Source organism: Pseudoalteromonas sp. GABNS16E, assembly GCF_028598715.1.
Taxonomy (GTDB): Bacteria; Pseudomonadota; Gammaproteobacteria; order Enterobacterales; family Alteromonadaceae; genus Pseudoalteromonas; species Pseudoalteromonas atlantica.
On the sequence record NZ_JAQREZ010000007.1, the window covers coordinates 60,743 to 85,950 of the forward strand.

The 25,208-nt window shown below is 41.4% G+C and carries 24 protein-coding genes; 20 read left to right on the forward strand and 4 right to left on the reverse strand.

The window, feature by feature from the left end; all coding sequences use genetic code 11:
• Positions 1–32: 32 nt before the first annotated feature.
• The 3 genes from PSI06_RS04810 (at position 33) to PSI06_RS04820 (ending at position 1,713) form a co-directional block, all read left to right on the forward strand.
• A complete protein-coding gene (locus tag PSI06_RS04810; protein ID WP_004586214.1) occupies positions 33–362 on the forward strand; it encodes an HI1450 family dsDNA-mimic protein in 330 nt (109 codons plus the stop codon).
• 66 nt (positions 363–428) lie between these two features.
• A complete protein-coding gene (locus tag PSI06_RS04815; protein WP_276537847.1) occupies positions 429–1,208 on the forward strand; it encodes a DUF481 domain-containing protein in 780 nt (259 codons plus the stop codon).
• Positions 1,209–1,224: 16 nt separating this feature from the next.
• Positions 1,225–1,713 carry a hypothetical protein gene (locus PSI06_RS04820; protein WP_273603043.1) on the forward strand — a complete coding sequence of 163 codons (489 nt, stop codon included), beginning with the start codon at positions 1,225–1,227 and terminating at the stop codon, positions 1,711–1,713.
• 41 nt (positions 1,714–1,754) lie between these two features.
• Here the strand turns inward: PSI06_RS04820 and PSI06_RS04825 are convergent, their stop codons facing one another.
• Both PSI06_RS04825 and ygfZ read right to left on the reverse strand, forming a co-directional pair.
• On the reverse strand, positions 1,755–2,240 hold the full coding sequence (locus PSI06_RS04825; RefSeq protein WP_004586217.1) for an FKBP-type peptidyl-prolyl cis-trans isomerase: 486 nt from the start codon (positions 2,238–2,240) through the stop codon (positions 1,755–1,757).
• 12 nt (positions 2,241–2,252) lie between these two features.
• A complete protein-coding gene (ygfZ, locus tag PSI06_RS04830) occupies positions 2,253–3,164 on the reverse strand; it encodes a CAF17-like 4Fe-4S cluster assembly/insertion protein YgfZ (protein WP_273603042.1) in 912 nt (303 codons plus the stop codon).
• Between the two features lie 162 nt (positions 3,165–3,326).
• Here ygfZ and PSI06_RS04835 point away from each other — a divergent pair, with 162 nt between their 5' ends.
• Positions 3,327–3,578, forward strand: a complete 252-nt coding sequence (locus tag PSI06_RS04835; RefSeq protein WP_004586219.1) for an FAD assembly factor SdhE — start codon at positions 3,327–3,329, stop codon at positions 3,576–3,578.
• Positions 3,571–3,990, forward strand: coding sequence for a hypothetical protein (locus PSI06_RS04840; RefSeq protein ID WP_128581551.1), 420 nt, complete (start codon positions 3,571–3,573; stop codon positions 3,988–3,990). The genes PSI06_RS04835 and PSI06_RS04840 overlap by 8 nt, the downstream gene beginning before the upstream one ends.
• Here PSI06_RS04840 and nadB read toward each other — a convergent pair.
• Positions 3,965–5,575 (reverse strand): L-aspartate oxidase, encoded by a 1,611-nt coding sequence (nadB, locus tag PSI06_RS04845; protein WP_273603041.1) that lies wholly within the window; start codon positions 5,573–5,575, stop codon positions 3,965–3,967. The two genes, PSI06_RS04840 and nadB, sit on opposite strands and share 26 nt — an antisense overlap.
• A gap of 245 nt (positions 5,576–5,820) precedes the next feature.
• Here nadB and rpoE point away from each other — a divergent pair, with 245 nt between their 5' ends.
• From rpoE to pdxJ, 10 genes are all read left to right on the forward strand, one after another.
• Positions 5,821–6,402: an RNA polymerase sigma factor RpoE gene (gene rpoE, locus PSI06_RS04850; RefSeq protein ID WP_004586222.1), complete on the forward strand. Its 582-nt coding sequence runs from the start codon at positions 5,821–5,823 to the stop codon at positions 6,400–6,402.
• Position 6,403: 1 nt separating this feature from the next.
• Entirely contained in the window at positions 6,404–7,030 is a 627-nt protein-coding gene (locus PSI06_RS04855; RefSeq protein WP_024033083.1) for a sigma-E factor negative regulatory protein, read from the forward strand.
• Between the two features lie 4 nt (positions 7,031–7,034).
• A complete protein-coding gene (locus PSI06_RS04860) occupies positions 7,035–7,985 on the forward strand; it encodes a MucB/RseB C-terminal domain-containing protein (RefSeq protein ID WP_273603040.1) in 951 nt (316 codons plus the stop codon).
• 19 nt (positions 7,986–8,004) lie between these two features.
• A complete protein-coding gene (locus PSI06_RS04865) occupies positions 8,005–8,454 on the forward strand; it encodes a SoxR reducing system RseC family protein (protein WP_273603039.1) in 450 nt (149 codons plus the stop codon).
• 188 nt (positions 8,455–8,642) lie between these two features.
• The gene (lepA, locus tag PSI06_RS04870; protein WP_029771928.1) at positions 8,643–10,430 is read left to right on the forward strand and encodes a translation elongation factor 4; all 1,788 of its coding nucleotides are present in this window, start codon (positions 8,643–8,645) and stop codon (positions 10,428–10,430) included.
• A gap of 16 nt (positions 10,431–10,446) precedes the next feature.
• Positions 10,447–11,382, forward strand: coding sequence for a signal peptidase I (lepB, locus tag PSI06_RS04875; RefSeq protein WP_004586227.1), 936 nt, complete (start codon positions 10,447–10,449; stop codon positions 11,380–11,382).
• A gap of 2 nt (positions 11,383–11,384) precedes the next feature.
• Entirely contained in the window at positions 11,385–12,062 is a 678-nt protein-coding gene (rnc, locus tag PSI06_RS04880) for a ribonuclease III (protein ID WP_004586228.1), read from the forward strand.
• Positions 12,052–12,984, forward strand: coding sequence for a GTPase Era (gene era, locus PSI06_RS04885; RefSeq protein WP_004586229.1), 933 nt, complete (start codon positions 12,052–12,054; stop codon positions 12,982–12,984). The genes rnc and era overlap by 11 nt, the downstream gene beginning before the upstream one ends.
• 20 nt (positions 12,985–13,004) lie before the next feature.
• On the forward strand, positions 13,005–13,697 hold the full coding sequence (gene recO, locus PSI06_RS04890; protein WP_273604988.1) for a DNA repair protein RecO: 693 nt from the start codon (positions 13,005–13,007) through the stop codon (positions 13,695–13,697).
• 21 nt (positions 13,698–13,718) lie between these two features.
• Positions 13,719–14,450: a pyridoxine 5'-phosphate synthase gene (pdxJ, locus tag PSI06_RS04895; RefSeq protein WP_064385222.1), complete on the forward strand. Its 732-nt coding sequence runs from the start codon at positions 13,719–13,721 to the stop codon at positions 14,448–14,450.
• A gap of 103 nt (positions 14,451–14,553) precedes the next feature.
• Here pdxJ and barA read toward each other — a convergent pair whose 3' ends face one another.
• Positions 14,554–17,328, reverse strand: a complete 2,775-nt coding sequence (barA, locus tag PSI06_RS04900) for a two-component sensor histidine kinase BarA (RefSeq protein ID WP_273603038.1) — start codon at positions 17,326–17,328, stop codon at positions 14,554–14,556.
• A gap of 111 nt (positions 17,329–17,439) precedes the next feature.
• Here barA and rlmD point away from each other — a divergent pair, with 111 nt between their 5' ends.
• From rlmD to eno, 5 genes are all read left to right on the forward strand, one after another.
• Positions 17,440–18,765, forward strand: coding sequence for a 23S rRNA (uracil(1939)-C(5))-methyltransferase RlmD (rlmD, locus tag PSI06_RS04905; protein WP_273603037.1), 1,326 nt, complete (start codon positions 17,440–17,442; stop codon positions 18,763–18,765).
• An 8-nt stretch (positions 18,766–18,773) separates the two neighbouring features.
• On the forward strand, positions 18,774–20,930 hold the full coding sequence (gene relA, locus PSI06_RS04910) for a GTP diphosphokinase (RefSeq protein WP_273603036.1): 2,157 nt from the start codon (positions 18,774–18,776) through the stop codon (positions 20,928–20,930).
• A 1-nt stretch (position 20,931) separates the two neighbouring features.
• Positions 20,932–21,729, forward strand: coding sequence for a nucleoside triphosphate pyrophosphohydrolase (gene mazG, locus PSI06_RS04915; RefSeq protein WP_273603068.1), 798 nt, complete (start codon positions 20,932–20,934; stop codon positions 21,727–21,729).
• 177 nt (positions 21,730–21,906) lie between these two features.
• Entirely contained in the window at positions 21,907–23,541 is a 1,635-nt protein-coding gene (locus PSI06_RS04920) for a CTP synthase (protein WP_004586236.1), read from the forward strand.
• Positions 23,542–23,654: 113 nt separating this feature from the next.
• Complete coding sequence (gene eno / locus PSI06_RS04925) at positions 23,655–24,953, forward strand: phosphopyruvate hydratase (protein ID WP_029771921.1); 1,299 nt, start codon at positions 23,655–23,657, stop codon at positions 24,951–24,953.
• Positions 24,954–25,208 lie beyond the last annotated feature (255 nt).

Consider the following 25,208-nt stretch of genomic DNA (forward strand, 5'->3'; position numbering starts at 1 on the left):
GTGCGCACTTAAAATGCATTGAGGTTTTACCCATGTCAGGCCCACGTTTATATAGCGAAGAAGAAGTTACCCATCAAGCGTACGATATTTTTTTAGAGCTGGCGCCAAATAATCTTAGCGAACAAGATGTTGAAGACTTTAACGAATACCGAGAAGAACTTGGGTTTATTGAAGAGGGCGAGCCTGATGAGCAATGGCAAGACTTTGTAGCACTTGAAATAGAGCCGGAGTTATTTGTGCAAGTGCTAGTGGGGTTAGAGTTTGAAAACGAAGATGTGTTATTTGCAAAAATTTTAATTAGCCGTGATAAAGACGCGCCGTTTTGTCATATTTTGTGGAAAGAAACAGAGCACGCTGAGTAAGCCGTTTTGTTTGTATGTGCAAGAGAGTTTACCGTGCATAAGTATTTACTATTCGTGTTTTTAATAATGAGCAGCCGCTGTTGGGCTGTTGATCCATTTGAAGACTTTCATGAATATGGACAACTCTCTGATGAAGAAATTCACGAGCTACATAAAGGCGAAATGCTCTATGGCGATACTGAGTTTGGCTTGATTTTAAGTAAGGGTAATACTAACTCTACCAGCTTTAAGTTTAGAGGGAATTTATACCAAGACTTCGAAAATTGGCGTAACCAATTTAAATTAGACACCTTGTATAAACGAGATCAAAACGAAGATACAGGGCAAACCGATGTAACGGCAGACCGTATTTTTGTCTCTGCACAGGGTAACTACAAAGTGGGCGTTAAAAACTCTTCATTTTTTATTTACGGTGACTACGAAGAAGATAAATTTAGTGGCCTAGACTACAAAAGTACGGTGGCTACCGGCTATGGTGCCAGAGTTTACCAAGGTGTAAAAAATAAAGTAGATATTGATATTGGCCCAGGCTTATATCGCTCTGTCGCTGATGATGAATCAGAGGTAAGCGAAGAAGATGAAAACAAAACTGGTTATTTAGTACGTATTGCAATGCAGTGGGAGCGTTTGGTATCAAAGCGCACGCGCTTTAATCAAGATGTGAGTATTGAGCAGTCTTTGTCGGGGCTAAATTCGCGTTTGAAGTCAGAAACCGCTTTGATTAGCCAAGTCATAGGTGCGGTATCGTTAAAGTTTGCCTACATGTATCGTTATAATTCAAAACCTGAAGACGATAACCTTAAATACGACTCAGAATTAAGCGCCACGTTGGTGTACAGTTTTTAATAATAAAGAGAGCGTTATGTATCAGCATAAACAATATGCGGTGTTTATATTTTTTGTTTTAGCATGGATAGGCGGCTTTGTAGCCTTAGCCTGGAACTTAATGGGCGCCGATGTGCCATTAATGGTATTTGCCGGTGTATTGGTTTTAGTCGGTTTTTTGTTTCATGGTTTAACTGTAAAAGTTGACGAGCAAACAATTAGTTGGGCTTTTGGCCCTGGCGTTGCGGGGCAACGATTAGCACTAGCTGACATAGTAGAGGCTAAAGCGGTGCAAAACTCTTACCGCCACGGTATTGGTATTCGTATTACGCATGATGGGTGGGTGTATTCTGTATCCGGGTTTAGTGCGCTACAGTTAACCTTAAAAGACGGTACTAAGTACCGAGTGGGAACAAACGATCAGCAAGGCTTATTACGTGCGCTTGAGGGTAAAATAACACCCAGTGAAACCCCTTTAGAGGAACCGGCGCCAATAAAAGCCGCGACCTACAACAATATGTTATAAAAAAAGCGCCTTAGGCGCTTTTTTTATAAACGGCGGTATGATTAGTGATCGTGACCACAACCGCCTTCACCGTGCACGTGGCCGTGCGCAAGCTCTTCTTCGGTTGCTTCGCGCACCTCTAAAATTTCTACATCAAAATTAAGGGTAATACCCGAAAGCGGGTGGTTGCCATCAACTATAACGTCTTCATCTTGAATCTCGATAATCATCACAGATTGATCACCATCATCAGTTGACGCTCTAAATTGCATACCCACTTCAATCTCCATGCCATCAAACATCGACTTAGGCACCGCTTGCATTAGGTTATCGTGACGTTCGCCGTAGCCTTCTTCAGGTTCTACTTTTACATTTAATGTATCACCGGCTTGCTTGCCTTGGAGTGCATTTTCAAGCCCTGGGATTAAGTAGCCTGTGCCAATAATAAAAACCAGTGGCTCGCCATCAAAAGAGTTATCAATGGTATTGCCATCGTTATCCAGTACTGAATAATGCATTTTTACTACTGTGTTTGGTGCAACGATCATAGTCATTCCTATTTATTCATCTTCAAGAGAGTAAGGTAGAGGCAGAATGCTTAGCTCTACCTGAGGGGTGTGCTTTGCACGAAGTACGTGTGTACTTGGTGTATCGTTTGGCAGCACAACAAGGCCAAATAAGGTTTGGCTATTTTCGTTATAGCTTTGGGCAATTAGTTTACCAGCGCGGCGCCAGTTTTCGCCCACTTGGGTTTCAAGCTCTGGCTCTTCAAGTAGGCCATCGCTTTTACCTGTAACAATATACATAGCGCGTTTGTTTTTACCTAGGTACTTCATACGGGCAACCGTTTCTTGGCCGGTGTAACAGCCTTTTTTAAAACTAATGCCGTTAATCGCTTGAAGGTTTACCATTTGTGGTACGTATTCGCCAATGGCGTCACTATTTAATTGTGGTTCGCCCGCTTTTATAGCGGCTTCTTGCCATAGTGCGCAGTTATCTAATGTAGACACATCATCTGGCATACTAAATTGGCTATCAACCATTAGTAAAACGCGATTTGGCGCTAACTTAAGGGCTTTACCGCTTGGGAAATCACAGGCCGTTTGGTTATCAGAAAAACGAATATCAAGTTTTTCTAGTATTGGGGTTAAATCGTCACTGATCAACCCGATTAATCTGTTCGTAGAAACATCAATATCTACTTTGGCAAACACAGCGTATTTTTTTAGCTCACTGAGCGACTTCTCTACCTCAGGCTGTGAACCTGCTAAGTAGTAGCTATCTTGGTGAGAAAATAATTTAAATACACCCCACAACTTGCCTTTGGCGCTGCAGTGACCAGCCCATAAATAATTGCTGTTAGATAGTTTATTGAGATCTTGAGTGATTTGTCCGTGAAGATAAGACAATTTATCCGCACCGGTTAGGCTAATAAGTTGGTGAGATAACGGACATGCATAAACGCTCGACATAAAAACCTTCTGTGCAATACAAATGAGTAGACATAATAACGCAGTTATAACCTAGGGTACAGCAACGAAGGCGGGCAGTTTTTTATTATTTGAACACAGATTAATAGCTGCTAATTAGGCGGGTATTTGTTAAACTCGGGGCAATTAAGTATGAGGTTTAAAATGACTGAAATTCATAGTAAAGCACGTATACGCTGGGCTTGTCGCCGCGGCATGTTAGAGTTAGATGTTTTGTTTATGCCATTTGTAGAGCAGGCGTATGATTCGTTAAATGCACAGCAACAGGCTGTATTTCAGCGTTTGCTAACCCAAGAAGACCCTGATTTATTTGCATGGTTTATGGGCCATGAAGAGTGTAAAGATGCTGAGCTTAATACCATGGTATCGCTAATTTTAGACCGAGTTCGTGTATAGGTTTACGGTAGTAAATAATAAAGCAGAACAGCGGCCTGTGGTGCTGTTTTTCTGCTTATTAAGTGTGGTATTAGGGCTTTATTTAAGCTCTTTTTTTAGCATTGTTGTTTGTATAACTGTAAATACAATTGCGTTTTACTGGGTATGGCAAAAAATAGTGGCTATTCACCCTGAAAGTGGCGTTATTATTTTAGAGCCTAAGCAAATACGCTTTGAAAACGAAAATTTAAAGGTTCAGGGGCAAATAACCCCTAAAACAAAAATATTAAATACTACTGTTTGGTTAAACATTAAAGGTTTTAATAAACGCCAATGGCTTATTATTTCAGCTAGTGGCGTAGATAAGCAAAGCTACGCACGTTTAAAGCGCGCAGCATTGATTGCCATTAATGGCGAGGTGGAATCAAAATAGTGGGTGTTGGGTTTTCATTTTGCTCAGGGTAGTCAATCGTATAGTGAAGGCCACGGCTTTCTTTACGCTGCATTGCACTTCTAATTATCAGCTCGGCTACTTGTACTAAATTACGAAGCTCCAATAAGTTATTACTTACTCTAAAGTTTGCGTAATAATCATGTATTTCTTGTTGTAATAACTCAACACGGTGCAGTGCTCGTTCTAGGCGTTTAGTTGAGCGCACAATGCCTACATAATCCCACATAAATAACCGCAGTTCATGCCAGTTATGGGTAATAACAATTTCTTCATCAGAATTACTGACTCGGCTTTCATCCCAGCTTGGCAGCGCAAGTGGTGCTGGCGCATGCTCAAGTTTACTTAAAATATCTTTTGCGGCAGCGTGAGCAAATACAATGCACTCTAATAATGAATTGCTCGCCATACGGTTAGCGCCGTGCAAACCCGTGTAGGCTACTTCGCCTACAGCATATAGGTTATCTAAATCGGTTTTACCGTTAAAGTCGCTCATTACACCGCCACACGTATAATGCGCGGCAGGAACAACTGGGATGGCTTCTTTGGTTATATCCAGCCCTACACTTAAACACTTTGCGTAAATAGTAGGAAAGTGCTCAATAATAAAGTCTTTATCTTTGTGGCTAATATCTAGGTATACACAATTTGCACCTAAACGCTTCATTTCAAAGTCGATAGCACGGGCTACTATGTCGCGCGGTGCCAGCTCTTCTCTATCGTCAAAGTCTTTCATAAAGCGAGTGCCGTCGGGGCGCTTTAAATACGCTCCTTCACCGCGCATAGCTTCGGTAATTAAGAAGTTTTGTAGCTCTGGATGATAAAGGCTAGTGGGGTGAAATTGGTTAAACTCCATATTGGCTACCCTACAGCCTGCACGCCACGCCATGGCAATACCGTCACCGCTAGATACATCAGGGTTTGAAGTGTACAAATACACCTTGCTTGCCCCCCCTGTTGCGAGCGCTACAAATTTAGCGGAAATAGTTTCTACTTTTTTTGCTTTTTTATTCCACACGTACATGCCATGAATATGCGAACCCGGCTTACCTAAGCTTTTATCGCTAATTAAATCGATGGCGTTGTACTGCTCGAGCAGGGTAATGTTTTTATGCGCTTTAACTTGGCTAATTAACGTGGTTTGTACGGCCTTACCTGTGGCATCGGCTGCATGTAAAATACGGCGATGGCTGTGTCCGCCTTCACGGGTTAAATGAAAGCGTTCTTTTCCTTTGCTATCAAACTCCACATCAAAAGGAACGCCTTGCTCAATGAGCCATTGTAAACACTGATGCGCATTACTTGCAGTATAATGCACAGCTTCTCGGTCACATAAACCACCGCCGGCATCAAGGGTATCTTCAACATGTGATTCTATGCTGTCGTTTTTTTTATCAAATACTGCGGCAATCCCGCCTTGTGCATACAGTGTAGAGCCTTCGGTGAGGGCCCCTTTACTGATCACAGTAACATTACAATAGTTAGCTAAAGACAATGCAAGAGATAAGCCCGCCGCGCCGCTACCGATAATAGCGACATCAGCAATATGATGTTTATTTTGGTTCATGTCAGAGGTACTTTGCGGTTACAATGCTCAAATTAGAGCAATATTTGTTTTTAATAATGTAGTTGTATCATATTTGTCATATTACTACGTAGTGATTTTAATGGCTTAGCGCCGTTATTTACGACTATTTTATAAAAAAATAATATTAAGCAGAACTTTTTATTCATAAAGAGGTCAGAGTATTTGTGAACAATGGCGACACTATGAATAACCAGCAAGAATCAAACAGAGGAGTACCGGCTCGAATGAGCGAGCAGGAATTAGATTTAGCGCTTGTAAAAAGGGTCCAGCAAGGAGATAAAAACGCCTTCAACCTATTAGTAAAGAAGTATCAGAACAAAATTGCAGGGTTAATTTCACGTTATGTGTCTAACCAAGGCGATATTGCAGATGTAGCACAAGAGGCATTTATTAAGGCCTACCGTGCACTTCCAAACTTTAGAGGTGATAGTGCCTTTTATACGTGGTTATACCGTATTGCCGTTAATTGTGCTAAAAATTATTTAGTAGCTCAGGGCCGTAAACCGCCAGCAAACGATATAGACGCTGAAGATGCCGAGTTTTATGACGGTGCGGATTCGATGCGTTCAAACGCATCGCCTGAAAACTTACTGTTAAGCGACGAAGTACGCGCTGTTATTTTTAATACGATTGATAGTTTGCCTGAAGACCTTAAAACCGCGATTACCCTAAGAGAAATCGAAGGGATGAGCTATGAAGAAATAGCCGTGGTAATGGATTGCCCTGTTGGGACAGTACGTTCGCGTATTTTTAGAGCCCGAGAAGCAATAGATAATAAATTAAACCCATTAATAGGCGAGTCTTAGTATGACAAAAGCACACGTTAACAAGTTGGATAGCGAAACGTTATCAGCATTACTTGACGGCGAACAACACCTTGCAGAGGGTAAAATTTCTGATCAGGATGTTGCTACGTTTGGTCGATATGCGCTAATTGGTGATGCGATGCGTGCTCAAAAAAATAACAACGACATACACATCGATATAAGCGATAACATCGCCTTAGCACTTGAAAGTGAGCCTGTGTATGCCGATTTCACCCAATCGACAGCAAACAAAGCTCCAGATACCGAGCACAGTGAAGCGCAGCAAGACAACAAAGTAGTGGCGTTTAATTGGCGTAAGCCGGTTGCACAACTTGCTATTGCTGCAAGCGTAGCTATGTTTGCCATTGTTGGCGTAAATACCTTGCCGCAAGGTGCGGGCGAGCAAGAAAGCGAAATTCCGCTTTTACAAACTACCCCATTAACAGGTATGGCGTCGCCGGTGAGTTATTCTTCAGAACCTGCTCTTGAAAACGCTGAGCAAGGTTTACGCGAATTACAGCAACAACGCATTGGCGCGTTAGTTTTAGAGCATCAACGTCAAGCACGTGTTGCACACTCTTTGCAAACAGCGCAAAATAGTGACAAAGCGCAAGAGGAAAAAAACTAATTAAATGAAAGTAATCACTTTTGTTCTGTCGTTAGTATTAAGCTTTAATGTTTTTGCTAACGACACAAATCCCGCCAAAGATTTATTACTAAACATGGCGAACGCAGTGCATACCCGTAATTTTGACGCCTCTTTTGTGGTGGTAAAGGGTAAAGCCATGGAACCTTACCGTTGGGTGCATGCAAAGCAAGGTGAAACAGAGCTTGAGCATTTAAGTTTACTTAATGGCGCGGGTTTAGAAATGGTGAGAATTAACGACCAAGTAACCTACTTTGAACCGCAATCGCAGCCATATTCTATAAATACAGACTCCATTGCTGGGCCAATACCTGAAGTATTATTTAAAGATATTGAAGCGCTAAGCAGCCAATATGATTTTGTGCTAGGTGGTAAAGGCCGTATTGCAGGGCGAGCGGCGCAACTGGTGAGAATAGAATCAAAAGATGAATACAAATATAACTATTGGATTTGGCTTGATACAGAGTCATCGCTGTTATTAAAAGCCGCTTATGTTAACCACCAAGGTGAAGGGTTAGAGCAGCTACAGTTAACCCATATTAGCGTAACAGAGCAGCCAGCACCGATGATTTTAGAAGTGCTCAACCGTAATTTTCCAACGCCGTTACCAGGTAACGCACTGGAAGGTGAAAAAAGTAATGCCACAAACTGGCGCATTGGTTGGTTACCTAATGGCTTTAAATTACTAAAATCAGACCGCCATAAACTTGATTTAAATAACGAACTTACTGACTATTATTTATATTCCGATGGGTTTGTGGAAATTTCTGTTTTTGTACAGCGCCCCTTACCAGGTCGCCGCTTAAGCGGATCATTAACTTCTGGCGCAACGACAATTTATGTGCATAATGGCGGAAACTTTGATGTATCCGTTGTTGGTAATGTGCCAAGCCAAACCGCAAAGGCAATTGCTGAGTCAGTGACTCGCGCATTATAAACAATTCGTAAGGGTTGTTATGATTGAACAAACACTTACAGTGGTTGCCCTAGATGGCACCACTGCCCACTTAGAAGTCCAGCAAAAAAAAGCCTGCGAAGGGTGTAATGGTCGCTGTGGCTCGCAAGTCTTTGCCAAACTCTTTGGTAGCGATAAAAAAACCTTTCCATATCAATTTGATACTCCTGTAGAAGTGGGCCAAAAAGTAACGCTCTCATTAGATGATTCGCATCTAGTCAAACATGCTTTTGCCGTATACATGCTGCCTTTATTTTTAGGATTAACGCTTGCATTTATTAGTGCCGAATTACTACTTTTAGCGCAGGGATGGCAAATATTATTCGCCGCTTTGGGCGGTGTAGGAGGTTACTTTTTAGCTAAAAGCAAAGTAAAAACACTCAGGCATGATGTAAAAGTGATAAAAATTCATCCAATTAGCCTTCCTTTAACGCAAATAGATGGTGATTAAGGCCAATTAAATGTAAAATTGCCGTTTTATACCAGAGTAACTTGGAAATACAGGGTAAAAAGGCAATCAAAATTTGATTATCTAAAGCGCATTTAGCCACTTATATAGCACTTATACCCAATAAGTATTTTCAAGTCACTCAGGTGTTCGTACTTAGCCTATTAAAATAGAAGTTTAGAATCCAGTTTATGAAGCATATCCGTAATTTTTCGATCATCGCCCATATTGACCATGGTAAATCGACCCTTTCAGATCGTTTGATCCAGGTTTGTGGTGGCTTAACAGACCGCGAAATGCAAAAGCAAGTGTTAGATTCAATGGACATCGAGCGTGAGCGCGGTATTACCATTAAAGCGCAAAGTGTAACGCTTAACTACACAGCTAACGATGGCGAAACCTACCAACTTAACTTTATCGATACACCAGGGCACGTTGACTTTACTTATGAAGTTTCTCGCTCTTTAGCGGCATGTGAAGGTGCGCTTTTAGTTGTTGATGCCGGACAAGGTGTTGAAGCACAAACGCTGGCAAACTGTTATACCGCCATCGAAATGGATTTAGAAGTAATCCCTGTTTTAAATAAAATAGATTTACCGCAAGCCGATCCGCTTCGTGTAGCAGAAGAAATTGAAGACATTATTGGTATTGATGCCCTAGACGCTGTGCAATGTAGTGCAAAAACAGGTGTTGGTATTGCTGAAGTACTTGAAATGATTGTAAAGGATATCCCACCACCGGTAGGTGAAAAAGATCAACCTTTACAGGCGCTTATTATTGACTCGTGGTTTGACCCATACCAAGGTGTTGTATCACTAGTACGTATTAAGCACGGTGAACTACGTGCCGGCGACAAAATAAAAATAATGTCGAACGAGCAAGTACATACAGCTGATCACGTGGGTATTTTTACCCCTAAACAAACCAACACGGGTATTTTACGTACCGGCGAAGTAGGGTTTGTTATTGCCGGTATTAAAGAAATACACGGCGCCCCAGTTGGCGATACGATTACGCATCAAAAAAATGCGGCACCAGTGCGTTTACCAGGCTTTCAAAAAATTAAGCCGCAAGTATATGCAGGTATGTTCCCAATTGCCTCTGATGATTATGAATCGTTTCGCGATGCACTTAATAAACTAAGTTTAAATGATGCGTCGTTATTTTTTGAACCTGAAAATTCAACAGCACTGGGTTTTGGTTTCCGCTGTGGCTTTTTAGGTATGCTACACATGGAAATTATTCAAGAGCGTTTAGAGCGTGAATACGATATTGATTTAATTACCACGGCACCTACTGTAATCTACGAAGTAGTAACCAAAGAAGGTACGAGTCAAATTGATAACCCGTCTGACTTACCGGCGGTTAATGATATTGTTGAAATCCGCGAACCAGTAGTAGAGGCAAACATACTTGTACCGCAAGAGTTTTTAGGTAGCGTTATTACTTTGTGTGTAGAAAAACGTGGTATGCAAACTAAAATGAGTTATCACGGCAAGCAAGTCGCTGTAACTTATGAGCTACCTATGGCTGAAGTGGTTATGGACTTTTTTGATAAATTAAAGTCAACCAGTCGTGGTTTTGCATCGCTTGATTACAACTTTAAGCACTTTCAAACATCAGACATGGTACGTGTTGATATACTTATCAATGGTGAACGTGTTGATGCGCTCGCTATAATTGTTCACCGCGACAGTGCACAATCACGCGGCCGCCAACTTGCTGATGCGTTAAAAGAGCTTATTCCGCGTCAAATGTTTGATATTGCGATTCAAGCTGCAATAGGACAACATGTTATTGCGCGTACCACGGTTAAGCAATTACGTAAAAATGTAATCGCTAAGTGTTACGGTGGTGATGTGAGCCGTAAGAAAAAGCTACTGCAAAAGCAAAAAGATGGTAAAAAACGAATGAAGCAATTGGGTAACGTAGAAGTACCGCAAGAAGCGTTTCTAGCTATTTTGAAAGTTGGTAAATAAAAACAAAGGATTATAGATGGCTGGTTATTTCTCAGTTTTATTGGTGTTATTAACGTTAGGCTCAGGTTTAATATGGTTAATTGACCACCTAATGTATGCGCCAAAAAGGCAAGAGCGTTTGGCGCTTGCCCAAACATCTGCCGGTGGCCAGCTTGATGAAGAAACAGCGGCGTTAATAGCACCTGAGCCGGCAATTACAGAAACTGCAAAATCGATTTTTCCGATGATTGCAGCTATTACTATTTTTAGGTCGTTTATTTTTGAGCCTTTTCAAATACCGTCAGGTTCAATGATGCCAACCTTGTTGGTGGGCGACTTTATTTTAGTACAAAAGTACTCGTACGGGATTAAAGACCCGGTATGGCGTAGCCAGCTTGTAGATGTAGGCGAGCCTGAACGCGGCGATATTGTTGTTTTTAAATACCCGTTAGATGAGCGAGTAGATTATATAAAACGTGCTATTGGTTTACCGGGCGATAAAATTGTTTATCGTGATAAGCGTTTATATATTCAACCTAATTGTAAAGAAGGCGAGACCCAGCAGGGTGACCTACTTTGTAATGAGTTTAATAAAATTGATTTTAAATTAATTAACGATAATGAGTTTAAACAAGGCCAAATGTCGCTTGCCCGAGTAAATGAAGATTTAACGACACTCAAGCACGACATTTTAATCAACCCACGCGCACCTGAACGTAAAGGGCGTTACTATCAGCAACCTGGGACTCCTTCGGATGAATGGACTGTACCAGCTGATCATTATTTTATGATGGGTGATAACCGCGACAACAGCCAAGATAGTCGCTTTTGGGGCTTTGTACCAAAAGAAAACTTGGTGGGTAAAGCTGTCTTTATATGGATGAGTTTTGAATTTGAGAATGGCCCAGATGATGTTTTACCAGGATGGGTTCCAACTGGTGTTCGTTTTGAACGCCTAGGTAATATTCAGTAACAATGAAAAAAAATGTAACAGAATTATATAAACGAATTGGCTACGAATTTGCTGATCAAGGTTTACTTGAGCAGGCAATGACGCACCGCAGTCATAAAGGTCAACACAACGAACGCTTAGAGTTTTTAGGCGATTCAATTTTGAGCTTTGTTATTGCCAATGCTTTGTACGACAAATTTCCAAAAGCGCGTGAAGGCGATTTAAGCCGTATGCGCTCTACGCTTGTGCGTGGCCAAACACTTGCTGAATTTGGGCTAGAGTTTGGTTTAGGTGACTACTTGCGCCTTGGGCCGGGTGAGTTAAAAAGCGGTGGTTTTCGTCGTGAATCAACATTAGCTGATGCTGTAGAAGCCATTATAGGGGCTGTGTTTTTAGACTCAAACATAGACCGCTGTGGCGAGCTGATTTTAGCGTGGTACGAATCTCGACTTGATGCTATTTCACCAGGGCTTAATCAAAAAGATCCTAAGACCTTGCTGCAAGAGTATCTACAAGCGCGTAAGTTATCTTTACCGGGCTACACCGTTGTTGATACCAAAGGTCAAGCGCACAATCAAACGTTCACGGTTGAATGTATAGTTGAAGGTATGGATAGCATTATTTCTGTTGGTAGCTCGCGCCGTAAAGCCGAACAAAAAGCTGCCGAAAAAGCATTGAAGATACTAAAAAATGAATCTTGATACCTTAATACAGCCTCATGAAGGTGATATTGATACGTTTTGTGGCATGGTTGCCATTGTTGGCCGCCCTAATGTAGGTAAATCAACATTGCTTAATGAAATCATTGAGCAAAAAGTAAGTATTACCTCGCGCAAGCCACAAACAACTCGCCACCGTATTATGGGGATTCATACAGAAGGGCAACACCAAGCTGTTTATATTGATACGCCGGGCTTACACGTTGAAGAAAAGCGCGCTATTAACCGCTTAATGAACCGTGCTGCATCGAGTTCAATTGGTGATGTAGAGCTTATTATTTTTGTTGTTGAGGGCACTCACTGGAATGCCGATGACGAAATGGTACTTAATAAAGTATCGCAAAGTGGTAAGCCTGTTTTACTTGTTATTAATAAAATAGACCAAGTAAAAGACCGCGATTTAGTATTACCGCATATGAAGATGCTTGGCGACAAATTTGATTTTGTGGGCATTATGCCGGTATCGGCAACACAAGGCAAAAACGTTGATTTAATTAAAGCCGAAGTGACTAAACGCTTACCACCGTGCGAATTTTACTTTCCTGATGACTATGTAACCGACCGCTCAATGCGTTTTATGGCGGCAGAAGTTATTCGTGAAAAGCTAATGCGCTTTATGGGCGAAGAGCTGCCGTATTCTGTTACTGTAGAAATTGAGCAGTTTAAATGGCAAGAAAACGGTGTTTGGCATATCAACGGGTTAATTCTTGTTGAGCGTGAAACCCAAAAACGCATGGTAATAGGTAACAAAGGCGAAAAGCTTAAAGTGATTGGCCGTGAAGCCCGTAAAGACCTTGAAGAAATGCTCGATAACAAAGTGTTTTTAGAGCTTTGGGTTAAAGTTAAATCGGGTTGGGCAGATGATGAGCGTGCCTTAAGAAGTTTAGGCTATGGCGAAGATTAACCTGCATTTAACCAACTAATATGGATAGCGACTTCTACACAGCGTACCTATTACATCGGCGTCCTTATAGCGACTCCCAAGTAATGCTCGATATGCTGGTAGAAGGCGTAGGCCAGCTTAGAATGCTAGCCAGAGTGGGTGGTCGCCAGGCCACTAAACACAAAGCACAATTACAGCCTTTTCAGGCACTGCTTGTTCATTACAGTGGCAAGTACGATTTAAAATACATTAATAAATTTGAGCTACATGGTAATCCTTTATATTTAACAAAGGATAAGCTTTACTGTGGCTTTTATTTAAATGAGCTGACTAACCGCATTGTGCCGGTAAACGAGCCACTTGAACAAGTGTTTGAGCTCTACAAAACTCACCTAGAGAACTTAAATAGCGATGTCGATTTACAATCGGTGCTGCGCTCATACGAATTTCAATTATTAGAGTTGTTGGGTTATGGCGTCGACTTTAGCTTTGATGCCAGTGGTGAGCCAATTGATGAAAGGCAAACGTATAGTTACTTTCCTGAGTTGGGTTTTTTGATGCAACAAGATACGCGCTCAGGTTTTAGCGGCGCGCAGCTCAAAGCGATTGCTAATCATGATTTTAGCCAAAGCGATGTACTCTATATGGCAAAACAATTAAGCCGTTATTTACTAAAACCTTTACTGGGTAATAAACCATTAAAAAGCCGTGAATTATTTATGGCCTCTCAATAAACATATTTTACAGGTAACAAAATGAAAGACATTCTTTTAGGCGTAAACGTTGATCATATTGCAACGCTTCGCCAAGCGCGTGGTACATCATATCCAGACCCAGCACATGCAGCCAGTGTGGCAGAGCACGCCGGTGCAGATGGTATTACTATTCATTTGCGTGAAGACCGTCGCCATATTCAAGACCGCGATGTATACGTAATGGCTAAAACGATTCAAACGCGTATGAATCTTGAAACAGCGGTTACAGATGAAATGATTAATATTGCCCTTGAAGTAAAGCCTGAGTACGTATGTTTAGTACCTGAAAAACGTGAAGAGCTTACGACCGAAGGCGGCCTAGATGTTGCCGCTAACGTAGATAAAATTAAAGCGGCCACTAAAACACTGACTGATGCGGGTATTAAAGTGTCATTATTTATTGATGCCGATAAAGCACAGTTAGATGCAGCTAAAGCGTGTGGTGCACCGTATGTAGAAATTCATACCGGCGCGTATGCAGATGCCACTAATGATGAAGATTTACACAAAGAGCTTGAGCACATACGAGAGGGTGTAAAATACGCGGCGAGCTTAGGCTTAATTGTAAATGCAGGGCATGGCCTTCATTATCATAACGTAAAACCAATTGCTGCAATGCCTGAAATTTATGAGCTTAACATTGGCCACGCTATTATTGCGCGCGCAGCTATTGATGGCCTTGAAAAAGCAGTACGCGACATGAAACGCCTCATGATTGAGGCAAGGTTATAATTTAACCCCATGGTGGCACCAGTTCATAGAAATACTTAATTAAGTAAAATGGTATTAAAACCTGTTAAAAGCGCATTGTCTGCGCTTTTTTGTTAAGTGTTTTTTAGCGTTGATGCTCGGTAGCACTTGCATCTGCCATGAGGTTTTCCAGCTCATCCTGTAGCTCAAATAGTTCAGGCTCAACGTTATCTAGCACGCAATCACTTTTAAGTGAGGTTTCTATGGTTTCTGCCAGTGATTTAAGCTTAGGCACACCGGTATAACAGCACGCGCCATGGAATTTGTGGATAACACTTAATACCGTTTGGCAATCGTTTTGCTCAATAGCTTCGTTGAGCTGCGAGAGTGTCTCTGGCACACTTTGTAATAGCATATTGAGCATTTCCAGCGCCAGCTCACCTTTGCCCCCTGCACGTTGTAGCGCAAGCGACCAATCTAAGCAGTTACTTTCAAATGGAGCTGGGCTTTGTGACGTTACACTTTTAATTTTGTCGCGGCTTACGGGCGATTGCGGACTATGATCGCAAATAATTTGGCTCAGCATGTCCTCATCAATAGGCTTAGTTAAATAGCCTTTAAAGCCATCTTTTAATAGCTGCTCTTTTTCGCTGTGCAGTGCATGCGCGGTTACCGCAATAATAGGTGTGTCTTCGTTTAAAGAAGATTCCTTAATAAGTTTACACGCGGTAATGCCATCCATAATCGGCATTTGTATGTCCATAAATATAACATCGTACTTATGGCTTTTACTTAAACTGTAGGCTTGTGAGCCATTGTAGGCCGTATCTATAAATTCAACTTGCTCTTTTAACAAGGTGCAAATAAGTTTTAAGTTTGCATCGTTGTCATCTACCACCAGTACTTTTAATGGCAATAATGTTTGATCGCTTGGCTCAATATTTAAGGTTGGATGATCAAGGCGATAAGGCGCAGCCAGTACTTCACATAATTTACGATGATTAAGCGGCTTACTTAAGCACGCATCGGCGCCGCTGCCAATAAACGCTTCGCGCATATTATGCGAAACAGTATTGAGCATAAGGTATAAATAATCGCACGAGTCGCGAACCATATTCACATAGCTCTTAAGTCGCTGCATATCATCTACCGATGCCATATCACCAATAATACAAATATCGTACTTAAGAACTTTATGTTTGATGGCGTCTAAAAACGCTGCTTCATTAAAACAGGCGGTTACAACCGCTTCCCACTCGTTTAATACAGAAAGCACTGAGTGGTGCGTATGTTCGTGTGGCTCTAGGTATAATATGCGTTTACCAATAAGTGATTTAGAAGGTAAGTCGTTACTAAAGGTATGATCAGGCAACCTAAACACACCATTAAAGGTAAAACAGGTGCCGCTTCCCGGGGCTGAATTTAGCGTTATTCGGCCATTCATAGCCTCTACGATATGTTTAGTAATAATGAGACCTAAACCAGTGCCGCCAAATTTACGGGTAATGGAGGAATCTGCTTGGCCAAATGCAGTAAATAACGCATCTTGCTTATTCATTGGAATACCCACACCGGTATCGGTTACTGATACTAAAATAGAGGCGCGGTCTTCATCTAATAAGCGGTAGCTTATATCAACTTTTATAGAGCCTTTTTCAGTAAACTTAATGGCATTACTTAACAAGTTAATGAGTACTTGTTTAAGGCGAGTGGGGTCACCGGTTAAATCATCAGGCACTTGTGGGTTGATATAAATAGATAGCTCAAGTTGTTTTTCATGCGCCGACGGAGCTAATAATGTCATAACCTCGTTTACGCTATCGCGCAGTTGAAACTGGATTGATTCAAGCTCCATAGCGCCTGCTTCAAGTTTAGAAAAATCTAAAATGTCGCTAATAATTGTCAATAAACTATTGGCAGAAAGCTCTATGGTATCGAGGTAATCTTTTTGATGTTTATTTAAAGGTGTTTTATACAATTGGCGCGTAAAGCCAATAACCCCATTAAGCGGGGTGCGTAACTCGTGACTCATTTTAGCTAAAAAGTCGGACTTAACGCGGTTAGCATCTTGCGCCTCTTTTTTGGCCATGGTTAGCTGAATATTTGAAGTTTCGTATTGCTCTAGGGTTTCGCGGTAATCACTCGTGGCCTGATCAATATTTTTCTGCATTTCGTCTTTTTGCATAACCATAGTGTGGGCAATGGTATTAAGCCCTTCACGCAAAAGTTCAAACTCTCCCATCATGGTGTCGTTTAAACCCGTGTCTCTTTTACCTTCAACTAGTTTATCGGTGGCAAGTACTAACTTATTAAGCGGGTTCATAAACATACGGCTAAGCTTAAGCGCTAAAATAGATGCCAATATTATTGAAAATAAAATAACAATACCGCTAATTAAAACCGCTCGCTGCTGGCCTATAATCGCTTGGTCTTTATTAAGTTGTAAAATAACGGTGCCAAGTGGGGTTTGAAAATCATTAATATCCCATTTTGATACCGGCGCAGAATGATTAAAAATTGGGGTGTAGAACGTGATTAACTCTTCTGATTTATTAATTTTTGTTGTGTGAAGATTTTCAATTTGTTCTTTTTGAGTTAGTTCATCAAACGAGCGATGATAGTTGCTGGTCATAATAAGCTGATTGCTGGTATCAAAAATAGCAATCGATTTAATGGTTGGGGAGTGCTTATTGTGTGTGTAACTAATCAGACGGTTAAGCAGCTTTTTATTTTTTTCAAGTAAAGGCTGCTCCAAAGCAATTGCTAAGGGTTCAGATATTGAGCTGCCTTGCTGATATAAAATTTCATCAAGCTCAATGTAACGATTTATTGTAAAATAGCCGCCAAGTAACAAACCAATGATCACTGTGGGGATCAAGGTTAAGGTTAAAACAGAATCACGTAAGCCTAATTTGGTCATAATGGAAGCGTTATTATCATTATTAGTATGGATCGAGTATATACGGTTCATCGGCTATTCTCAAAGCATCTGATTTGCTTATACGTAATACAAAATTTAAGGTAATGCCGCATGGCGCAAATTTTTAAAGCAAAGAAAAAACCACTTAAACAGCAAACACTCACACTTAATATTACGGCCATGGATCATCAAGGGCGGGGCGTTGCCAAACACAATAATAAAGTGTGCTTTGTAAGCGGCGCTTTAATGAATGAAAAAGTAACGGCAAGCCTAATAGAAGATAAAGCCAAGTACAGTAGCGCAAAGCTGGTTAAGGTTATTAATCCAAGCGGTGCGCGCACGCAGCCTTTTTGTCAGCATTATAATCACTGTGGTGGTTGCCAGTTGCAGCACCTAGAAATAAATCAGCAAGTGGTTGAAAAGCAAAATGCAGTGACGCAACTGTTTCAAAAATTTGCCAAATTAAGCGACTTAAATTGGCAAGCGCCTCTTTTAAGTAAGCCCACTCATTACAGACGCAGTGCCCGTATTGCCGTAATGTATGATAAAGCCGCTAAAAAAATGCGAGTTGGGTATCGTGCGCCTAGCTCTAAAAATGTGATTAGTATTGAGCAATGTGATGTGCTTAGTAAGGCATTTACTAACGTATTTAGTATTTTTGAAACGCTTATTAATCACTATAAAGCGCTACACAGTATAAGTCATTTGCAGTTGTGCCAAAACGAGGCTGGGAACTTTATTGTTATTCGCCATACTAAAGCGATACCAGATGAAGCCAAAAGCTATATACAAGAAGCAGCAAACGCACAGCAATGGTTAATTACTTGGCAAGACAACAGCGATGTTATAGAGCAAGCTCATTTGCCTACGCCGTATTATTTTTTAGAAAAGTTTAATTTAAAGTTTGAATTTGGCCTTGGTAATTTTATTCAAGTAAATGATGAAGTTAACCAAGCTATGTTAGCTCAGTCGGTAAATTGGCTTAACTTGCAAGGAAACGAGCAAGTATTGGATTTATTTTGTGGTATTGGTAACTTTTCATTAGTGCTAGCCCAGCATGCTAAATCGGTTATTGGAGTAGAAGGGGTTGCATCGGCGGTTGCAATGGCGACGCAAAATGCGCAAACTAACTCTATCACTAATGCGCACTTTCATTGTTTTGATTTAACGCAAAAAATTGAAACAGCACAATGGTTTAATAAGGCGCTAGACGTATTAGTTTTAGACCCTTCTCGCACAGGTGCTATGGCTGTTTTAGAGCAACTACCTTTAAAGCAGTTTAAAACCATTTTATACGTCTCTTGCGATCCTGTTACTTTAGCCCGTGACAGTGCAATTATTTCGCAAGCAGGCTTTGAAGTTACTAAAATTGGGCTAATGAATATGTTTCCACATACAGGACACATAGAAACAATGGCGTTATTTCAACGGAGGTAAAGCGTTTTATGGTCGCTACACGTCAATCACATCAGCAGGACGACACAGGTGACTTTGCTACTAGCCTAAAACAGTTAGCGTTATCGCAAGAGAAAATAACGCTGCTAAACAAAGCGCAAGCATTGTGTGTTACATGTGACAACCAAGCACGGCAAAACACGGCCATAGAAATGGTCGAGATTTTAGCCGAGCTAAATTTAGATGCAGAATCTCTCGCAACCGCGTATCTCACGCATTACTACTTAAACGACTTAGTAGACCTTGAAACCGTAGAAGCACAACTTGGCAAAAATGTAGCCATGCTTTTAACAGGGGTTGCGCAAATGGCTGCTATTAGTACTTTATCGCACCAAGGTAAAGGCACTATGCAGGTAGATAACATTCGTAAAATGTTACTTACCATGGTTGAAGATGTGCGCGCTGTGGTGATTAAACTTGCTGAGCAAGTGTGCCATTTACGCAATGTAAAAAATGGCGATGAAGAAGAGCGTGTTATTGCCGCTAAAGAAACCGCCGATATTTTTGCCCCGTTAGCAAACAGGTTAGGTATAGGCCAGCTTAAGTGGGAACTAGAAGATTTATCGTTTAGGTATTTACACCCCGACACCTATAAAAGCATTGCTAAACAACTTGATGACAAACGTCTTGCCCGCGAAGCCTATATGGAAGATATGGTTGCGCAAGTAAAAGCTCGCTTAAACGAAGCCGGTATTGAGGCGCAAGTGTATGGCCGCCCTAAGCACATTTACAGCATTTATAAAAAAATGCAGCAAAAAAACTACGAGTTTGATCAGCTGTTTGATATTAGAGCCATGCGAATTGTTGTAGAGCGCCTGCAAGATTGTTACGGCGCGCTAGGTATTGTGCACACTAATTGGCGCCACCTTAATAAAGAGTTTGACGACTACGTTGCTACACCTAAGCAAAATGGCTATCAATCAATTCATACCGTGGTATTTGGCCCTGAAGGGAAAACCGTTGAAATACAAATACGCACCAGCGAAATGCACCAAGATGCAGAGCTAGGCGTAGCCGCGCACTGGATGTACAAAGAAGGCGCTTTACCTGGGCGTGGCTCAGGCTATGAGCAAAAAATTAGCTGGTTGCGCAAATTACTGCAATGGCAAGAAGAAGTGGTTGATGGGGGCGATTTAGCCGAAGAGCTTAAAAACCAAGTTGTAGAAGACCGCGTTTATATATTTACCCCAAGTGGCGATATCATCGATTTACCTGTTGGCGCTACACCGCTTGATTTTGCTTACTACATTCACTCAAATGTAGGGCACCGCTGTATAGGGGCTAAAGTATTTGGCAAAATAGTGCCGTTTACACATCAGCTATCAACGGGCGATCAGGTAGAAATTCTCACGCAAAAGCAGCCTAATCCAAGCCGCGATTGGCTAAATCCATCGCTTGGTTACATTAAATCGTCGCGTGCAAGGGCTAAAATCCATCATTGGTTTAAACAGCTCGACCGCGATAAAAACTTAAGCGCCGGTAAAGAGATTCTAGATAACGAACTACAAAAGCTAGATTTAACCTACAAAGATTTAGACCCAGCCATTAAGCGCTTTAATTTTAAAGAACTAGATGACTTAATGGTTGCCATAGGTGCCGGCGATGTTCGCTTAAACCAAATGCTTAACTTTGTCAGTGATCGTACTGAAGAAGAACCCGTTATTCGTTTTAAAGCGCCAAGTAAAGTAACTGGCGATAAAAACGGCATTGTGGTTGATGGTGTAGGCAGCTTAATGAGCCACGTTGCTAAGTGTTGTCGCCCAGTACCTGGCGATAAAATAATTGGCTATATTACACAAGGCCGTGGCATTGGGGTACACCGCGAAGATTGCGATTCATTTAACAACTTAAAAGAGCAGCACCCAGAGCGTGTTATATCGGTTAGTTGGTCAGATGAAATAAACGGCTCTTATGCGCTAAGTATAAAAATAGAAGCAAGCGATCGCTCAGGTTTAATTCGCGATATTAGCTCTGTACTGGCTAACGAAAAAGTAAATGTGATCAACATGAACGTCAATACTGTTGGGGCCGATCAGTTAGCGGTATTTACTATGCAAATAGAAGTGCATGACCTATCGGGCACAAACCGGGTTTTGTCAAAGCTGCATCAAATTGAAGGTGTGCACAGTGCCAAGCGAAACCAATAAAATGGCAAACAGTAACGCCCTTGAGCAACTACTCGATATTATGGCGTTGCTTCGCGATCCTACCGACGGTTGCCCGTGGGATCGCAAGCAAAATTTTAAATCGATTGTACCGCACACGCTAGAAGAAGCCTTTGAAGTGGCCGATTGCATAGAGTCGGGTAATTTAAACGAGCTTAAAAATGAGCTGGGTGATTTACTGTTTCAAATAGTTTTTTACGCACAACTTGCTAAAGAGCAGGAGCTATTTGATTTTAACGACGTGGTTAGTGAGCTAAATAGTAAACTTACCCGCCGTCACCCTCATGTTTTTAACACTAAGCAAGTATTAACCGACGAGCAATTAGCAAAGCAATGGCAAGCAATTAAAGCACAAGAGCGTGCAGCAAAAGTACAGCCAAGCAAAGCCTCACTTTGGCAAGATATACCCATCAATATGCCAAGCCTAACTAAAGCTAAAAAAATTCAGCAGCGTGTTGCCGCACTTGGTTTTGATTGGCCAAGCTACCACGGGGCACTTGATAAAGTAAGTGAAGAAGTACTTGAAGTAAAAGAAGCGCTTGAGCACGACCCTTCATCCGATCATACCGCAGAAGAAATAGGCGACTTATTATTTGCCACAGTAAATGTGGCTCGCCATGTTAAACGCGACCCAGAGCAACTACTCAGACAAGCCAACGATAAGTTCTCGGCGCGCTTTGAAAAAGTGCAAGGTTATTTAATTGCAAAAGGTAAAAGTTTAGACAGCGCAACGCTTGACGAAATGGAAGAAGCATGGGAAGCCATTAAAAAAGCGAAATAAGATTAGCTCAGTACAACCTAATGTTAATCAACGAACATTTTTTGTGCGTCTAAACGCTATTTTTAGCTGGATTGCTCAACGCTGTTTTGGTACAATTTCGCCCCGTCTTGATGATATACCCAGAGTCTCTTTCTCGGGTGTTATATTCCTTTTAATTCCTGATATTCTAGGGTTCGCATGAGTACAAAATTTATCTTCGTTACTGGCGGGGTTGTTTCTTCGTTGGGTAAAGGTATTGCAGCAGCGTCATTGGCAGCTATTTTAGAGGCCCGCGGTTTAGATGTTACCATTTTAAAGCTGGATCCTTACATAAACGTTGACCCAGGCACAATGAGCCCAATTCAACACGGTGAAGTATACGTTACAGAAGACGGCGCCGAAACGGATCTTGATTTAGGTCACTACGAGCGTTTTATTCGCACCAAAATGACCAGCCGCAATAACTTCACACAAGGGCGAGTGTACGAAGATGTACTACGTCGTGAGCGCCGTGGTGAATACTTAGGTGCAACCATTCAGGTTATTCCACACATCACAAATGACATTAAGCAACGTGTATACGACGGTGCTGAAGGTCATGATATTGCGATTGTAGAAATTGGTGGCACAGTAGGTGATATTGAATCACAACCATTTATTGAAGCAATTCGTCAGTTAGGTACAGAAATTGGCCGCGAACGTGCGCTATTTATTCACCTAACGCTAGTGCCATTCTTAGGCCCTGCAGGCGAAGTGAAAACAAAACCAACACAGCACTCAGTTAAAGAGTTACGCTCTGTAGGTATTCAGCCAGATATTCTTATTTGTCGCTCAGACCGTAAATTGCCTAACAATGAACGTGCAAAAATTGCATTGTTCACAAACGTTGAAGAAAAAGCGGTTATTTCGCTTCCTGACGTAGACAGCATTTACAAAATTCCTGCGCTATTAAAATCACAAGAGCTAGATAACTTTGTGTGTCGTCGTTTCCACCTTGACGCACCAGAAGCTGATTTAGTTGAATGGGAACAAGTACTTTATCAAGAGTCTAACCCGACTGGCGAAGTAACGATTGGTATGGTTGGTAAGTACATTGAACTACCAGATGCATACAAGTCAGTTAACGAAGCACTAAAACATGCAGGTCTTAAAAACCGTTTAACCATTAATATTGAATACGTTGACTCGCAAGACTTAGAAAGCAAAGGGGTAGAACTGCTTTCTCATCTAGACGCTATTTTAGTACCAGGTGGTTTTGGCGGCCGTGGTGTTGAAGGTAAAATTTTAGCAGCTAAGTATGCCCGTGAAAACAAAGTACCTTACCTAGGCATTTGTTTAGGTATGCAAGTAGCGCTTATTGAATATGCACGTAATGTTGCAGGTTTAACCGACGCTAACTCAACTGAGTTTAATATTCACTCAAAAGCGCCAGTAGTGGGCTTAATTACCGAGTGGTTAGATGCTGAGGGTAACATTGAAATACGTGATGAAAAATCTGATTTAGGTGGCACCATGCGTTTAGGCGCACAAAAATGTCACTTAACGCCGGGTTCTAAGGTGCACGAAGTGTATGGCAATACAGAAATTATTGAACGTCACCGTCATCGCTACGAAGTAAACAACAACTTTGTAGAGCAATTAGAGCAAGCAGGCTTAAGCTTTACCGGTTTATCAGAAGATAAAAAACTAGTAGAGATCATCGAAAACAAAGATCACCCATGGTTTATTGCCGCGCAATTCCACCCGGAATTTACGTCAACACCACGTGATGGTCACCCGTTATTTGAAGGGTTTGTAGCAGCTGCTCATACTCATCAAAAAACGTCTTCGTAATTAAAAAAAGCCGTGCATATTGCACGGCTTTTTTGTCTAAAGGGCTGACTAAAAGATATAAAACGTAGTAAAGTTAGCTGAACTCACCATTTTGGGAATATAGAGGAATCAAGATGTCAGAAATCGTAAAAGTAATTGGTCGCGAAATTATGGACTCGCGTGGTAACCCTACTGTTGAAGCTGATGTATATTTAGCTGATGGTTCTTGGGGCCGCGCTGCCGCTCCTTCAGGTGCATCAACAGGTACTCGCGAAGCACTAGAGCTACGTGATGGTGACAAAGCCCGTTACTTAGGTAAAGGCGTATTAAACGCAGTTGGTTTTATTAACAACGAAATTGCGGATGCGCTAAAAGGCCAAAATGCATTAGAGCAAAGTGCTGTAGATAAAGTAATGCTAGATTTAGATGGCACCGAAAATAAAGAAAAACTAGGTGCAAATGCTATCTTAGCGGTATCACTAGCAACTGCAAAAGCCGCTGCACAATTTAAAAAAGTTGAGCTTTACGAGCATATCGCAGACTTAAACGGTACACCAGGTGTTTACTCAATGCCGTTACCTATGATGAACATCATCAACGGTGGTGAGCATGCAGATAACTCTGTAGATATTCAAGAATTTATGATCCAACCTGTTGGCGCTGAAAACTTCCGCGAAGGCCTACGTATGGGCGCTGAAGTATTCCACAGCCTTGCTAAAGTATTAAAAGCAGACGGCCACTCTACAGCGGTAGGTGATGAAGGTGGTTTTGCACCAAACCTTGCATCAAACGAAGCGGCACTTGCTGCTATTAAAACAGCTGTAGCAAACGCAGGTTACGAGCTAGGTAAAGATATTACACTGGCTATGGACTGTGCAGCATCTGAGTTTTACGACAAAGAAGCAAACATTTACGATCTAAAAGGTGAAGGCAAAAAGTTCACTTCAGAAGAGTTTAACTACTTCTTAAAAGATTTAACTGAGCAATACCCAATTGTATCTATTGAAGATGGCTTAGATGAGTCAGATTGGGATGGCTTTGCACACCAAACTAAATTAATGGGCGATAAAATCCAATTAGTAGGCGATGATTTATTCGTAACTAACACAAAGATTTTAAAACGCGGTATTGATAACGGTATTGCTAACTCAATCCTAATTAAATTTAACCAAATTGGTTCACTAACTGAAACGTTAGCAGCAATCAAAATGGCTAAAGATGCAGGCTTTACAGTTGTTATTTCGCACCGTTCTGGCGAAACAGAAGATGCAACTATTGCTGATTTAGCGGTAGGTACTGCTGCAGGCCAAATTAAAACAGGTTCATTGAGCCGTTCTGACCGTGTTGCTAAGTACAACCAACTTCTTCGTATTGAAGAAGCGCTAGGTTCTAAAGCACCTTACAACGGTCTTAAAGAAGTTAAAGGTCAGTAATTCTATTCTATATAGAATCTTAATTTAATTTTAGATAATAAAATCCTCGCTAATGCGGGGGTTTTTTATGCCTGATAATTTATTAAAGAGATGAGAATGCTTTGTAGGCGTTAAGCTTGCTGACGCGCGCACGCAGTGCGAAAAGAGGGTACAAGAAAAGCGAAAACTCTTTATTTAAACCTCAAATTGTTTTATTAAAAAAGGCGAAATATCTTGTAGGCGTTAAGCTCGCTGACTCGCGCAAGTAGTGCGAAA

Excerpts from the sequence above, each read along its gene's own strand:
- PSI06_RS04810 (WP_004586214.1), top strand. The coding sequence starts at position 33 with ATGTCAGGCCCACGTTTATATAGCGAAGAAGAAGTTACCCATCAAGCG.
- PSI06_RS04815 (WP_276537847.1), top strand. The coding sequence starts at position 429 with ATGAGCAGCCGCTGTTGGGCTGTTGATCCATTTGAAGACTTTCATGAA.
- PSI06_RS04820 (WP_273603043.1), top strand. The coding sequence starts at position 1,225 with ATGTATCAGCATAAACAATATGCGGTGTTTATATTTTTTGTTTTAGCA.
- PSI06_RS04825 (WP_004586217.1), bottom strand. The coding sequence starts at position 2,240 with ATGATCGTTGCACCAAACACAGTAGTAAAAATGCATTATTCAGTACTG.
- ygfZ (WP_273603042.1), bottom strand. The coding sequence starts at position 3,164 with ATGTCGAGCGTTTATGCATGTCCGTTATCTCACCAACTTATTAGCCTA.
- PSI06_RS04835 (WP_004586219.1), top strand. The coding sequence starts at position 3,327 with ATGACTGAAATTCATAGTAAAGCACGTATACGCTGGGCTTGTCGCCGC.
- nadB (WP_273603041.1), bottom strand. The coding sequence starts at position 5,575 with ATGAACCAAAATAAACATCATATTGCTGATGTCGCTATTATCGGTAGC.
- rpoE (WP_004586222.1), top strand. The coding sequence starts at position 5,821 with ATGAGCGAGCAGGAATTAGATTTAGCGCTTGTAAAAAGGGTCCAGCAA.
- PSI06_RS04855 (WP_024033083.1), top strand. The coding sequence starts at position 6,404 with ATGACAAAAGCACACGTTAACAAGTTGGATAGCGAAACGTTATCAGCA.
- PSI06_RS04860 (WP_273603040.1), top strand. The coding sequence starts at position 7,035 with ATGAAAGTAATCACTTTTGTTCTGTCGTTAGTATTAAGCTTTAATGTT.
- PSI06_RS04865 (WP_273603039.1), top strand. The coding sequence starts at position 8,005 with ATGATTGAACAAACACTTACAGTGGTTGCCCTAGATGGCACCACTGCC.
- lepA (WP_029771928.1), top strand. The coding sequence starts at position 8,643 with ATGAAGCATATCCGTAATTTTTCGATCATCGCCCATATTGACCATGGT.
- lepB (WP_004586227.1), top strand. The coding sequence starts at position 10,447 with ATGGCTGGTTATTTCTCAGTTTTATTGGTGTTATTAACGTTAGGCTCA.
- rnc (WP_004586228.1), top strand. The coding sequence starts at position 11,385 with ATGAAAAAAAATGTAACAGAATTATATAAACGAATTGGCTACGAATTT.
- era (WP_004586229.1), top strand. The coding sequence starts at position 12,052 with ATGAATCTTGATACCTTAATACAGCCTCATGAAGGTGATATTGATACG.
- recO (WP_273604988.1), top strand. The coding sequence starts at position 13,005 with ATGGATAGCGACTTCTACACAGCGTACCTATTACATCGGCGTCCTTAT.
- pdxJ (WP_064385222.1), top strand. The coding sequence starts at position 13,719 with ATGAAAGACATTCTTTTAGGCGTAAACGTTGATCATATTGCAACGCTT.
- barA (WP_273603038.1), bottom strand. The coding sequence starts at position 17,328 with ATGACCAAATTAGGCTTACGTGATTCTGTTTTAACCTTAACCTTGATC.
- rlmD (WP_273603037.1), top strand. The coding sequence starts at position 17,440 with ATGGCGCAAATTTTTAAAGCAAAGAAAAAACCACTTAAACAGCAAACA.
- relA (WP_273603036.1), top strand. The coding sequence starts at position 18,774 with ATGGTCGCTACACGTCAATCACATCAGCAGGACGACACAGGTGACTTT.
- mazG (WP_273603068.1), top strand. The coding sequence starts at position 20,932 with ATGGCAAACAGTAACGCCCTTGAGCAACTACTCGATATTATGGCGTTG.
- PSI06_RS04920 (WP_004586236.1), top strand. The coding sequence starts at position 21,907 with ATGAGTACAAAATTTATCTTCGTTACTGGCGGGGTTGTTTCTTCGTTG.
- eno (WP_029771921.1), top strand. The coding sequence starts at position 23,655 with ATGTCAGAAATCGTAAAAGTAATTGGTCGCGAAATTATGGACTCGCGT.